Below are 13,178 nucleotides of genomic sequence, written 5' to 3'. Positions count from 1 at the left end.
GCTTACGACCGCTTGGACGAAGGTTGAATGAAACGTTTCAGTGCAGACAGGCTGGGCGCGACACGCGACGCGCCCGCCATGCCTGACACTCCGGGCAATCGTGTAGCCAACGATTCAAGCGCTCGCACGTACGGATCGCGCTCGGCCATATCGACAATGAGCCGGCCCTGGTTTGCGGCGTGGCAGATCGCAACGCGGCGCGCCGGCAGCGTACCGACCAGCGACAACCCCAAGCGCTCGGCGATTTGTCCGGGCATCAGGTTCAGGGCGGAGTCGTATTGATTAACCACGAGCTTGATGCGATCGGTATCGACGCCAGCGTCGCGTAGGCCTGTGAGCAGATCAGCCGCGGACACAATCGACGCCACGCCCTGATCGCAAATAAGCCATGCTTCGTCGACGGATGCCGTGATTTGCATGACAAACTCGCGGTTCGAAAAGCCGCCGAGATCGATGACCTGCTGATCGAAGAATGCGCGGAGACGGTTCAGCAAACCGATGCACGACGCATATGACACGTCGCGTAGCCCGGCCAGATCCGGCGGCAGTGTCGTCAACGCGACACCGCTCGAGTGCCGCGTCAGCGCGGTGTTCACAAACGTGCGATCGATGCGGCGGAGGTTCTGCACGGCATCGACGAAATTGAATTCGCAGCGCGTGTTCAGGAACAGCGCGCTGTCACCGGCCGGCAGGCCCAGATCGATCAGCGCGGTTTGACGGCCGGCCGGTGTGCCGCCATCCGAAACCGCCGCCGCGCCCGGGCCGAGCGCGCGCTTTTGCAGCCAGACGGCGAGATTCGCTGCAAGCGTGCTGACACCCATACCGGCACGCGCGCCGAGCAGCGCGACGACCTTCCCATGGCGGCTCGCGGGCTCGCCGACATGCGCGAGCAGTCCACGCGTCGTCCGCAGCGCTTCCTCGGTCGATGCGGACACGTCAATGAAGTCGCGCACGCCGGCACGCAATGCAGCGAGCGTGCTTTCCGGTTGCGCGAGCGAACCCAGCGCGACGATCGGCAACCCAGGATGCGCAGCGCGCACCATCGCGGCGGCGACGCTCGCCGCCTCTACGCCCTCCGAGAAATCAATGAACACCAGCGCCGGATTGACGCCCGTGATGCGCTGCGCAAGCACACCCGGCTCGAGCGACGCCGCCTCGACCGCGCCGGCCGACACAAGCGTATCGGCAAGCCAGCGGACGTGCGCTTCCTGCGGCGATGCGCAAACGAAATAGTCGGTCACGGCGGGTTCACACAATGATTGGGTTCGTGCGTTCATGTCGAACACCCCCGATTACGCAAGGCTTCGCGTTCATTTCGAAAATCCCGGCGCTGCATCCGGCGCCGCAATGCCGCCCAGATACGATCGCCAGACCGGCCCGTCACGCTGCTCGGACAACTCACCGGGTGTCGCCGGCAACGCCGCGCCCTTCGCGATCGGCGCAACGAGATGCGGCGTCACGATGATCAGCAATTCCTTGTCGTTCTGCTGATAGTTCAAATTCTTGAAGAACGTACCGATGATCGGAAGGTCGCCAAGCAGCGGAACCTTGCTGACGTTCGACATCGTCTGGCGATCGATCAGGCCGCCGATCACGAAGCTCTCTCCGTCGCCTAGTTCGACCGTCGTGTCCGCGCGACGCGTCGTGATCCCCGGCACTGCGACACCGCTAATCGTCACGCTGTTCACGAAGTCGAGCTGGCTCGACTCGGGCGCGACCTTCAGCGCAATCCGCTGCGGACTCAGCACGGTCGGCGTCAGCGTAAGCCCGACGCCATATTGCTTCCACTGAATTGCGGTCGAACCGAGTCCTTGCGGTGACGGGACCGGAATTTCGCCACCCGCGAGGAAGCTGGCGCTTTGGCCAGACAGCGCAACGAGCGTCGGTTCGGCGAGCACCCGGGCGAAATTGTTCGCTTCGAGCAGCGACAGCTCACCGAAGATGCCGCGTCCAGCAGCATTCACGACCAGGTTGAATGCCGACGTCACGGGTGAGCCGAGCGTCGGAATGTACCCTGCAGAGCCGGGACCGGAACCGCCGCTATACGACTGCACGCCGCCCGGTGAAAACGAGCCGAACGAGAAACCGTTGTTCTGTTTGAAGAAGTTGAACCCTACCTGCTTGAGCACCGACCGGCTGAACTCGACGACGCGCACGTCGACCTGCACGACGTTCTTGCCGGCAAGCGTCGACCGATCGATCACCGTGCCCTTCCCGGCCATGTTCTTGGCGACTGCGACTGCGCGTTCATGTGCGTCAAGCGATGACGACGCACCACGCAGCACCGCCGTTCCGCCATATGCATTCACGCGCGGCGTGGAATCGTCGAGCACCGCTTGCGCGGCTGCGTCGACGACCTCGATGCTCCAGACCGTCGGCTCGTCGTGGCCACGCTCCCACAGCATCACATTCGTCGCGCCGGGCGCCTTCGCGGTCAGCAGTACCGAGCCGGACCGGCTGCCTTTCATGATCAGAACGTCGGCTATCGCCGGATCGCCGACCGCCACACGCTGCAATGCATGGCCAGCCGAAATCTGCCGCTGCGCGCCGACCGGCAGTTCGATCTTGCCGCTCGCGCTCGCGAGCGATGCGAATGTCATGGTCCAGATAGCAATCGCGAATGCAATCAGTGTGTTTTTCATTGTTTGGTAGACCGTCACACGGCCTTTACTTGTCGTCGCTGATATCGATGGCCATCGATGTCGTTCAATACGCAACCGTTTCCGACCGGCCGCCGCGGATAACCTCGATGCTGCTTCCGCCACCGCCACCACCCGACCGTACTGCCGGCGGCAGACGCGACGGCAACGGCGGTACGTTCAAGTTAGCCACGGCAGTTCTCGGCGTGCCAGACAGTTGTTGCAGCGATACCCCGGCCGCAGCCAGTGCCGACGGCGATAGCTTGTTGTCCGTGCGCACGGCAACCGTTTGCATCGCAAGTTCGTCATCGCGGGGATTGCGCAGTGCCAGCGTCAACCGGCCGCTCGCCTCGCCAAGCGTCAGCGCATCGACCTGCGCGGTCGGTACCGAGAGTACAGCGATGCGCACGTTGGTCGGCTGGCTGCTATTGCCGTTGTTGTTGTTTCCGCTGTCGCGATCCGGCGTCGCGTCGCCGAACGACAACACGCGCACCTTCGACATCAAGAGCCGCGCTTGCGTCTGCGAGACTTCGCCGTCGAGCATCGAACCGCCTTCGCGCTTCAGATTCAGGAACACATCGACGAAATTGCCGGGCCGCAAACGGTTGCCGACCGCATTGGTCTCGTCGACCCGAACCGCTATCGCGCGCTCCCCCGGTTGAACGTCTTCGGCAAGCCCCGAGACCAGCGCATCCGAGACGACCGGAGCCGATGCCAGTATGTCTCTCGCCGGAACGCGACCAACCAATGCGGCCGGATCGGCAAATGCGCCTGTCGGTGCAGGCGCGGTCGGCTGGACCTTCAACGCGTCGGCCGCGATTGGCTGACCGACGGGCAGCGTGCGCGTGGCAATCACGACCGGCACCGGATTGGCCACAACGGGCTGCTGCTGTGTCGGAACAGCATGCGGTGCGCTGCGTCCGAGCATCCATGCGTAGATTCCGAGCAGAACGGCGATCGCAATCAGCAGCCCCGCGATGATTTTTGTCAGGTTGTTGGCCATATTGGTATTGGAATACCGGAAGCAGGTTCTGGAACGTAAATTCAGAGAGCCGGCTGATTCATAGGGAGCTGACTCGTTGCGTCAAAGCATGCTTGGGGTGACTTGCACCGTTGCACTGCCCTGCAACTGGGGAGCGGTAAATACAAACAGCCACGGAATCAACGGATTTTTCGCGTACGAATATGTCACCGTTACCATTACGTTAAATGTCGATGTAGCCGTAGGCACGAATGCAGATGCATCGCAAGTTACGCCCGTTGTTGAGCTTGTGGACGGCGTCGACGTTGAAACCTGCGCGGAGAACTGAACGTTTTTCCCCCACGGCGAGCCATTCAGCGCTTGCGTCACTGCCGTTCCCGCATTCACGTTCAACCGGTCACACGGTGTCAGCGTGTAATTCAATGCCGCACGCGCCCCTTCTGATGCAGCAAACGTCAGGCTCTGCTGAATGACAAAAATCATCCCGAATGTGACGATCGCGTAGAAAATCAGGAAGAACAGCGGAAAAGTAAGTGCAACTTCGATTGCCGTTGCTCCTCGTTGACGCTCCAATCCGCGCAACTGCAAGCAGCGAGCCCTCATATTCCCCTCTGTACCAGAAGATATCCCAGCCAAACAATCGCCGGCATCACGAGAAATGCCGCATAAGGCGTTGCGCGACGATTACCGACTACCATCGTCGGCATACCGCGACCAAACAATTCACCGACCGACATGCGGGATATAAACATCACCCCAAGCGCATGCACGCACGCAGCCAAACTGGCCACAACCCAGATCCCCAACAGCGCGTGTGTGCCACACCACGCGCCCATTACGGCAAATATCTTGACATCGGCCGCGCCCATTAATCGCAATGCAAAAAACGGGAAAAGACAAATCAAGCCGCACAAGACCCCGATGAGCGCCTGAACAAGTGAAATGCCGAACGGATTTTCGTTAGCAAACGCACATAGAAATGCGCCAACCAAACCCGCAACAGTTAGCGAATTCCGAATACGCCGAAAACGAATATCACTGATCGCGACAAGCGCCGCCCAGGCCACGAACGCGCCTGCGAAAAACAAGGATTTCATATCGGCCGCCGATACAAGCGCAAGAAAGCGGCGAGCGAATCAACACATCTCGCTCACCGCTTTAGCGTGACACTTATGGCGAACACTGGGCAGAGGCGCCCGAGGCTGGCGATACGCAAAGCGCAATCTTCTGGAACATGCCTTCGAGGCCCGTCCCGATCGATGTAACGCTCGCCAAGATGACGACAGAAATCAACCCCGCAATCAGACCGTATTCGATCGCGGTAACCCCGCTCTCTTCCGTCAGGAAGCGCTTGATGAGTGCTTTCATTTTTGTTTCCTCGTGCCTATATATACGTTTTTTGGCCTTTTATACGTCTTACATCCCCGCATATCTGGCCGCTTGCCCCGCGTCGTTCGTCACATTTGCCGCAACGACGACCAGGTGCGCTTTCTTTATAGTTCGCCCCGGAGGGCATGTACCACAATTTGATGCAAGTTAACATTCGCGATAGGAACCCTCCTCGAACGTCGTGTACCGATCCGTACATTTGCTTACATCTGACCTGAATCTTATCTCTGATTCCCTCCAGTTTCCAACCCCTTTTTAGCGATCTGGATCGAAATTGCCCGTAAGTACAACATATTTGTACGGCGTTTCGGTATGACTTACACATAGGATTTACGATAGGTTAGATGTGCACACCTAATCCACCAGTAAAACAATTGCCTCGTCCACCAAGCCTGCGCGGCCACCACGTTACGCCCCACGCGTAACGCCAATGTTGTGACGTTACGTTACGAAACGGTCGAAACCGTTCTCATTTATCTGTACTTAAACAGATTCAACAATCTTTCAATTTCCATAACTTCCTTTTCCAACAAGGAATTGCCCCGTTTAAAACCTGTTGTCGAACCGTCGGGCATCGAAATGGCACGACTGTTGCAGAGTAGTCCGCGCACCACTCAACACAACGCAGTTCACAACACATTTTTAATGCGAGGACAAAATGGACATTAAGGTTATCCCTCATGGCGTGTTCCGGACGACTCTGATCGCGGCCACCGTTGCAGCCATGCTTTCCCTCTCCGCGTGCGGCGGCTCCGGTTCCATCAGCCAGGGGCTCGGCGGCGGCTCGAGCTCGGGCGCCGGCGATTCGATCTCCACGTCGGGTGGTGGTACGTCCGGCACCAGCGGTACCTCGGGCACGAGTGGCACCTCCGGCACCAGCGGAAGTTCGGGCACGAGCGGTACCTCCGGCACCAGCGGAACCTCGGGCACGAGTGGCACCTCCGGTACCTCCGGCACCAGCGGTACGTCGGGTACGAGCGGCACCTCCGGCACCTCGGGTGTGTCGTCGAACCCAGTGGGAACTGTCCTCGCAAGCAGCAGCAACATCGTCACGGGTGTCGGCGGAACCGTCTCGGGTCTCGGCTCCGTCATCGCCAACCAGTCGCTGCCGGGCGTCAACCCGGCCACCACGCAGGCCGCTGGCGGCATCGTGCAGAACGTCGGCGGCGCCGTGACCGCGCTCGGCAACGGCCTTGGCAACGGTCTCGGCCAGCTCGGCGCGACGAAGGATCCGCTCGGCACCACGCTCGCCAGCACGGGCGGCGTGGTCAACCAACTCGGCGGCGCGGTCACGCAGACGGGCAACCTGGTCTCGAGCCTCGGCAGCGGCCCGCTGACGCCGCTCGCGCCGGTCACGGGCGCCGTCGGCGGACTCGTATCGACGCTCGGCGGCGCCGTATCGAACGGCGGCACCACCCTCACCAACGCACTGTCGACCGGCCCGATCCAGCAAGTCACGCAGGCGGTCAGCTCGGCCATCACGCCGATCACGACGATGGTCGGCCAGACGACCCAGACGGTCGGCACGGCGACCGGCCTCGGCGCGCCCGTCAACACGCTGCTCGGCACGGTCGGCAACGGCCTGAACCAGGCCGGCGCCCTGCTCGCGTCGACCGGCGGCAACCCCGTCACGACCGGCCTTGGCAACACGGTCTCGTCGACGGGCAACACGGTGAAGGCCGTCGGTGGCCTGCTCACGGGCGGCACCGGCGGCGTGACCAACCCGCTCGCTCCGCTCACCGGCCTCGTCTCGACGGTCACCGGCGCACTGGGCGGCGCAACGGGCGGCGGCAGCGGCCCGCTCGCACCGGTCACGGGCCTTGTCTCGACGGTTACCGGCGCACTCGGCGGCGCAGCAGGCGGCAGCAGCGGTCCGCTTGCCCCGGTCACCGGCCTTGTCTCAACGGTTACCGGCGCGCTCGGCGGCGCAACGGGCGGCACGAGCGGCGGCCCGCTCGCACCGGTCACCGGCCTTGTCTCCACGGTAACGGGCGCGCTCGGCGGCGCAACGGGTGGCAGCGGCGGCCCGCTCGCACCGGTCACCGGCCTTGTCTCGACGGTCACGGGCGCGCTCGGCGGCGCAACGGGCGGCAGCGGCGGCCCGCTCGCACCGGTCACCGGCCTTGTCTCCACGGTAACGGGCGCACTCGGTGGCGCAACGGGTGGCAGCGGCAGCCCGCTCGCACCGGTCACCGGCCTCGTCTCGACGGTCACGGGCGCGCTCGGCGGCGCAACGGGCGGCACGAGCGGCGGCCCGCTCGCACCGGTCACGGGTCTCCTCGGCACGGTGACGGGTGCACTCGGCGGCGCGACGGGCGGCAGCAGCCCGCTCGCCCCGGTGACGAACGCAGTGTCCACGGTGACCAGCACGGTTGGTGCGCCGGCATTGACCGGCGGTACGGGCGCCGTCACGAACTCGGGCTCGGCGTCGAATCCGCTCGCGCCGGTCACGTCGCTGATCGGCGGCCTGCTCGGCGGCACGCACGGCAAGTAAACCAAGATCCATCAATCGACAAGACAGCGAGGAGTCACTCATGTCCCAGCAACGTTCTCTCACGACAGCCACCCTGCGCCAATGGCGCGTGCCCCTTACGGCCTTCGCCGCAGCCTGCCTGCTGGCCGCCTGCGGCGGCGGCGGCGTCAGCTCGCCGCCGACCAGCAGCAACAACAACCCCAGCACGAGCGGTACGCCGAGCACGAGCGGCACCAGCGGCACGCCAACCGGCACCAAGGGAGTCGTCAGCACTGTTGGCCAGACGGCCACCGACCTCGGCAGCACGGTCGGCAACATCAGCCTGCCGGGCCTCGGCGACGGCGTGACGAAGGGTGTCGGCAGCACGATCTCCAGCACCGGTACGATCGTCGGCGCAGCCGCCGATGCCGTGAGCAACGGACTGGGACAGATCGGCACGACTAACGATCCGGTGGGCACGACCGTCGCAGGCCTCGGCAACGTGGTCGGCGCGACGAGCAACACGGTGTCCGGCCTGAGCTCGACGGTCAAGGCGCTCGGCACGGGCCAGCTCGCGCCGCTCGCTCCTGTCACGACGCCGGTCGGCACCGTGCTCGACACGGTGGCCAACGGCCTGACAGCCGCCGGCACGACGATCGGCTCGACGTTGTCGTCGGGCGCCGTACAGCAGGTGACGCAGCCGCTCAGCTCGGCGATCACGCCGCTCGTGATCACCGCCGGCCAGGTCACGCAACAGGTCGGCACGACGACCGGCCTCGGCCAACCGGTGTCGGGCCTGCTCGGCCAGGTTGGCGGCGCGATCAGCTCCGCCGGCAAGCAGGTCGGCGGCACGTCGAGCCAGCCGCTCGTCGGCGACGTCGGTCAGCTCGTGACCGCGGTCGGCAACACCGTGACCAACGCGGGCGGCCTCGTCAACCCGAACGGCCCGAACGGCGCAGCACCGATCCCCGGCCTGATCACGAGCCTCGTCGGCGGCTCGACGGCGACCGTACAAAACGGCGCGTCGTCGGGTTCCGGCTCGACGAATCCGCTCGGCGGCCTGCTGTCGGGTCTCGGCTCGACGCCGCTCGGCTCGCTCACGGGCGCACTCGGCGGTGCGACCGGCGGTTCGGGCAGCGGCCCGCTCGCACCGGTCACGGGCCTCGTCTCCACGGTGACGGGCGCACTCGGTGGCGCAGCAGGCGGCAGCGGCGGCCCGCTCGCCCCCGTCACGAATCTCGTGTCGACGGTGACGGGCACGCTCGGCGGCGCAACGGGCGGCACAGGCAGTGCAAACCCTCTCGCGCCGGTCACCGGTTTGCTGAATACTGTCACCGGAGCTGTGGGTGGCGCAGCAGGATCGGGGGGCGCGAGCCCGCTCGCGCCGGTCACGTCGCTGGTCGGCAGCGTCACGGGTACGGCAGCGTCGGGCGGCAGCTCGACGGGCCTGCTGGCACCGGTCACGGGGTTGCTGGGTAGCGTTGGCAAGTAAGGAGGACGGTCGCATCTTCGCAGCCGGAGCGAATGGCGCGACCGTACAGACACAACCGGCATTGCGGCACGCGGCGCGCGACACCTTGGTGTCGCGCGCCGGCATTACAAAGAAGACGAAAAGCAAGGCCTACGAGGAAGAACAATGAAATCCAGACTCGACAGATGGATGATGCTGCTCGCCATCGCGGCAGCAGGCACGGCACATGCACAAACGCGCGTCGGAGGTAACCCGCTCGACTCCCTGCCCCAGATCAACGCGCCGAAAACCGGCCCGAACGTGACCGTGCAGGTCGCCCCGCAAGCACCGCAGTTGCAGGAGTTGCTATCGCGCCACGTGACACCGAAGACGTTCCAGGTCGAAGGCGTGAAGTCCGTGCCGTTCGAGGAAATCTCGCGTCGCTTCACCCCTCTCGTCGGCAAGGACATCACGATCGGCGAATTGATCGAAACCGCCAACGGCGTGACCAAGCTGTACCAGGATCGCGGTTTCGCGCTGTCGTTCGCGTTCATTCCTGCGCAGACGTTCGAGAACGGCGTCGTGCGCATCACGGTTGTCGAAGGCTACGTGTCGGACGTCAAGGTCACCGGCAAGCCCGGTGCGATGGAATCGAAGATTCGTGCGATCGCCGCGCATATCACTGCCGATCGCCCGCTGCGCCGCGCAACGTTCGAACGCTACGTGAACACGTTCGGCCTGTTGCCCGGCCTCACGGTAAAGGCGAACGTCCCGCCGCCGCAAACCACCGACGGTGCGACGACGCTCGAACTCGCCGTCGACCGCAAGCCGTTCAACGTCAGCACCGGCATCGACTTCAACCACCCGGGCGTCCAGGGTCTCATCACCGCGACCGAAAACGGCCTCACGTCGTTCGGCGAGCAACTGAGCATTTCCGCGCTGGCGCCGCCGGGGCGCGACAAGCAGACTTACTTCGCATTCAGCGGTGCGGTCCCCGTCGGCAGCAGCGGCCTGATCACGCGCCTCGACGCGAGCACCTATCGCGGCAAGCCGACTGACAATCCCGGCCTGCCGTCGTACATCCAGCGGACGGTCAAGAACGAAAAACTGGGTCTTTCGGCATCCTATCCAATACTGCTGAACAATCAGCGCAGCCTGCTCGGTACCGTATCGGGCTATGCGGCGCACAACGAGGACAATTACCAGAACCAGATCACCGGCGCGACGCTCAACAATCGGTCGCAGGTTCGCGTGATGCAGCTGCAGCTTGACTACACGAGCGTCCAGCCGAAGCAGGTGCGAAAGTTCAGTGTCAACGTGGCCAAGGCGTTCGACATCCTCGGTGCGTCGAAATCGCAGACCGCCCAGGCGAATGGCTCGACGATTACGTACGCCGACCCAATTTCGCTGACCTTCGTCCGTACCGGCGCGACCTACACGCAAACCAACGAATGGCCGTTCCGGATCGGTACGTCGATCTCGCTGACCGGGCAATACAGCCCCGACTCGCTGCCGACGTCCGAGCAGATTTCGTTTGGCTCGACGCGCTACGCGCTCGGCTATCAGCCGGGCGAAGCGTCAGGTGACTCGGGATGGGGGATGTCGCTGGAGGTCAACCGCGGCTTCACACCGGGCTGGACGTATATGAAATCCGTTACGCCATACATCGCCTACGACATGGCACGTGTGTACCTGCATGCCGGCACACCGTCACCGAACCGCATGTCGTCGGTCGGCATCGGCGTGCGCTTCTCGGACAGCCGCTTCTACAGCCTCGATCTGAACGTCGCGAAGCCGGTGGGAGATGCGCCCGTCGAAAGCGCATCGCGCAGCCCGCGCATCAACGCTGCATTTTCGTATCAGCTCAACTGATCGGTCACCCGACAGCTCGCGCCACGCGGGCTGTTTCGATTAGAGTCCCCTCTATCAAACGTGGCGCGCGGTTTCACGTATTCTGGCGAAGCTCGCAACATGCCCGCCCCATGCAGACGGTTGTGCGTGCAAATCGAACACGACATGCAAAACAAGGAGGACGACAATGATTCAACTGACCCGCCCGTTGCGTGCAATCGCCGTCGCCGGCGCACTGCTCGCTTGCGCTGCCCCCACGTTCGCACAAGCTGACAACCCCATCGGCATGTGGCAGACGATCGACGACAACACCCATCAGCCGAAGGCGCTCGTGCAGATCGCCGAAGACAGCGACGGTGCGCTGACCGGCAAGGTCGTCAAGGGCCTCGGCGCGAACGATACGCCGGATCGCCGCTGCACCGCCTGCACGGACGAGCGCAAGGATCAGCTCATCAAGGGCATGACGATCATCAAGGCAATGAAGAAGGAAGGCGACCACTGGGACGGCGGCAACATTCTCGACCCGGAGAACGGCAAGGTCTACAAGTGCAAGATGACGCTTGAAGACGGTGGCCAGAAGCTCGTCGTGCGCGGTTACATCGGCGTGTCGCTGCTCGGTCGTTCGCAGACCTGGGTTCGCCAGCAATAATGCGACTCGCGCTTAAACGCGCGGCTCAATGAAAAAATCGGCCTGGCGACATTGTCGCAGGCCGATTTTCTTTTGGTGCGCGTGTAGCTGGAACGGATGGATATCACGCTGCATGCTTCAGCGTGTCCGACGCATAGCTGCCAGGTGCGCGATACGCGGGCGCCACATTGCTGCGCGCTTCCGCCGCCTTCGATTGCGTGTGCTTGCGCATCCGCGTGGACAACTCGTTGCACAGATTCACGCCTGCGTCGCCATAGAGTTCGCGCATGACACTCATCAACGTACCCGTCTCGTGCCAGACCTTGAAGCGTCGATGGCAAGTTTGATACGAAGGGTAACGGCGCGGCATGGCCGACCACGTCGCGCCGCTGTAGATCACCCAGAGCACGCCGTTCAGGACGGCACGCGTATTGGCCAACGGCCGGCCGCGCAACTCGGTGCGCGGCTGCATTTCGGGCAGAAGCGACGCGACGCAGCGCCACTCTTGATCGGTCAAATCGCGATACGGTGTCATGGACATCTCCAGCCTTGGTAACCATGACACAACGATATCGGCTCACCTCAACAATGAATATAAGACAAATCCGAAAATACCCCGAGATCACCCCAATTTGACCGGAATTGACGTTTGAATCCCGCCCATTCCGGAAAATTGCAATCAGGTCAGCGACGTATCGACAATGCGGCGGGGTGTTTCGATATATTCCTTCGACTGCATTTCGACGATTCGCGAGACCGTGCGCGCAAACTCGTTGGCCATCGGGCCTTCGACATACAACTGCTCCGCCGGCACCGCCGCGGACATCAGCAGCTTGACCTTGTGGTCGTACAGCACGTCGATGAGCCACGTGAAGCGGCGCGCCTCGGACGCCATCCGCGGCGACATCTGCGGCACCTCGGACAGCACGATCGCGTGGAAGCGGCTCGCGAGCTCGAGATAGTCGTTCTGCGAGCGCGGGCCGCCGCACAGCGTCGCGAAGTCGAACCAGACGACACCGTCCGCCTTGCGCAGCGCCTTCAGCTCACGCTTCTCGATATGCAGGAGCGGGCTTTCGTCAGGAACGGCAGCGAGCTTCTGGAACGCATGGCGCAGTTCGCGATCGGCGTCCGCCCCGAGCGGCGTGTGATACATCTTCACCTGCGCGAGCGTGCGCTGGCGATAATCGACACCCGCATCGACGTTGAGCACGTCGAGCCTGGACTTGATCAGCGCGATCGCCGGCAGCATGCGGTCGCGATGCAGGCCGTCCGGATACAGGTCGTCGGGGTCGTAATTGGACGTCATCACGAACTGCACGCCGTTGTTGAACAGACGGTCGAGCAGACGATACAGGATCATCGCATCGGCAATGTCCGACACGTGGAACTCGTCGAAGCAGATCAGCCGGTAGCGCTTCGCAATACGCCGTGCGAGTTCGTCGAGCGGATCCGCCTGCCCTTTCAGTTCCTCGAGCTCGCGGTGCACTTCGCGCATGAATTCGTGGAAATGCAGGCGCGTCTTGCGCTGCACGGGCACGACCGCGTAGAAGCTGTCCATCAGGAAGCTCTTGCCGCGACCGACGCCGCCCCACATGTAGACGCCGCGCGGGAGGTCGGGATGATTGATGAGCTTCTTGAATGCGTTCGAGCGGCGCGCCTTGTACTCGACCCACTCGTCGAAGCATTGCTGAAGACGATCGACGGCCGCGCGCTGCGCGGGATCGGACTGATAGCCGCGCGTGGTCAATTCGCGCGTGTAGTATTCGGTGACGTTCATCGGGCAAACC

Annotated in this window: 12 protein-coding genes; 4 read left to right on the top strand and 8 right to left on the bottom strand. The window is 63.3% G+C overall.

Annotated elements, in window-relative coordinates; translation table 11 throughout:
- Positions 1-2: 2 nt before the first annotated feature.
- From ACN8ZM_RS07995 to ACN8ZM_RS07970, 6 genes are all read right to left on the bottom strand, one after another.
- On the bottom strand, positions 3-1,277 hold the full coding sequence (locus ACN8ZM_RS07995; RefSeq protein WP_420210925.1) for a fimbrial protein: 1,275 nt from the start codon (positions 1,275-1,277) through the stop codon (positions 3-5).
- Between the two features lie 33 nt (positions 1,278-1,310).
- Positions 1,311-2,642: a type II and III secretion system protein family protein gene (locus ACN8ZM_RS07990; RefSeq protein ID WP_089450378.1), complete on the bottom strand. Its 1,332-nt coding sequence runs from the start codon at positions 2,640-2,642 to the stop codon at positions 1,311-1,313.
- A gap of 64 nt (positions 2,643-2,706) precedes the next feature.
- Positions 2,707-3,642: a Flp pilus assembly protein CpaB gene (cpaB, locus tag ACN8ZM_RS07985; protein WP_420210924.1), complete on the bottom strand. Its 936-nt coding sequence runs from the start codon at positions 3,640-3,642 to the stop codon at positions 2,707-2,709.
- An 81-nt stretch (positions 3,643-3,723) separates the two neighbouring features.
- A complete protein-coding gene (locus ACN8ZM_RS07980) occupies positions 3,724-4,224 on the bottom strand; it encodes a TadE/TadG family type IV pilus assembly protein (protein WP_089450376.1) in 501 nt (166 codons plus the stop codon).
- Entirely contained in the window at positions 4,221-4,718 is a 498-nt protein-coding gene (locus ACN8ZM_RS07975) for an A24 family peptidase (protein WP_420210923.1), read from the bottom strand. The genes ACN8ZM_RS07980 and ACN8ZM_RS07975 overlap by 4 nt, the downstream gene beginning before the upstream one ends.
- Before the next feature lie 73 nt (positions 4,719-4,791).
- Entirely contained in the window at positions 4,792-4,989 is a 198-nt protein-coding gene (locus tag ACN8ZM_RS07970; protein WP_089450374.1) for a Flp family type IVb pilin, read from the bottom strand.
- Between the two features lie 679 nt (positions 4,990-5,668).
- Here ACN8ZM_RS07970 and ACN8ZM_RS07965 point away from each other — a divergent pair.
- The 4 genes from ACN8ZM_RS07965 to ACN8ZM_RS07950 all read left to right on the top strand — a co-directional run bounded on the left by ACN8ZM_RS07965 (position 5,669) and on the right by ACN8ZM_RS07950 (position 11,412).
- Positions 5,669-7,504 carry a collagen-like triple helix repeat-containing protein gene (locus ACN8ZM_RS07965; protein WP_420210922.1) on the top strand — a complete coding sequence of 612 codons (1,836 nt, stop codon included), beginning with the start codon at positions 5,669-5,671 and terminating at the stop codon, positions 7,502-7,504.
- Between the two features lie 40 nt (positions 7,505-7,544).
- Complete coding sequence (locus ACN8ZM_RS07960) at positions 7,545-8,954, top strand: collagen-like triple helix repeat-containing protein (protein ID WP_043182597.1); 1,410 nt, start codon at positions 7,545-7,547, stop codon at positions 8,952-8,954.
- 144 nt (positions 8,955-9,098) lie between these two features.
- Entirely contained in the window at positions 9,099-10,784 is a 1,686-nt protein-coding gene (locus ACN8ZM_RS07955) for a ShlB/FhaC/HecB family hemolysin secretion/activation protein (protein ID WP_420210921.1), read from the top strand.
- Positions 10,785-10,950: 166 nt separating this feature from the next.
- The gene (locus ACN8ZM_RS07950; RefSeq protein ID WP_089450370.1) at positions 10,951-11,412 is read left to right on the top strand and encodes a DUF2147 domain-containing protein; all 462 of its coding nucleotides are present in this window, start codon (positions 10,951-10,953) and stop codon (positions 11,410-11,412) included.
- Positions 11,413-11,515: 103 nt separating this feature from the next.
- Here the strand turns inward: ACN8ZM_RS07950 and ACN8ZM_RS07945 are convergent, their stop codons facing one another.
- Together ACN8ZM_RS07945 and zapE are read right to left on the bottom strand one after the other, a co-directional pair.
- On the bottom strand, positions 11,516-11,926 hold the full coding sequence (locus ACN8ZM_RS07945) for a transposase (RefSeq protein WP_043182594.1): 411 nt from the start codon (positions 11,924-11,926) through the stop codon (positions 11,516-11,518).
- 144 nt (positions 11,927-12,070) lie between these two features.
- Positions 12,071-13,168, bottom strand: a complete 1,098-nt coding sequence (gene zapE / locus ACN8ZM_RS07940) for a cell division protein ZapE (protein WP_041492816.1) — start codon at positions 13,166-13,168, stop codon at positions 12,071-12,073.
- Between the last annotated feature and the right edge of the window lie 10 nt (positions 13,169-13,178).

The organism is Burkholderia aenigmatica, assembly GCF_048627025.1.
Lineage (GTDB): Bacteria > Pseudomonadota > Gammaproteobacteria > Burkholderiales > Burkholderiaceae > Burkholderia > Burkholderia aenigmatica.
This window is presented reverse-complemented; position numbering and strand designations above follow the sequence as displayed.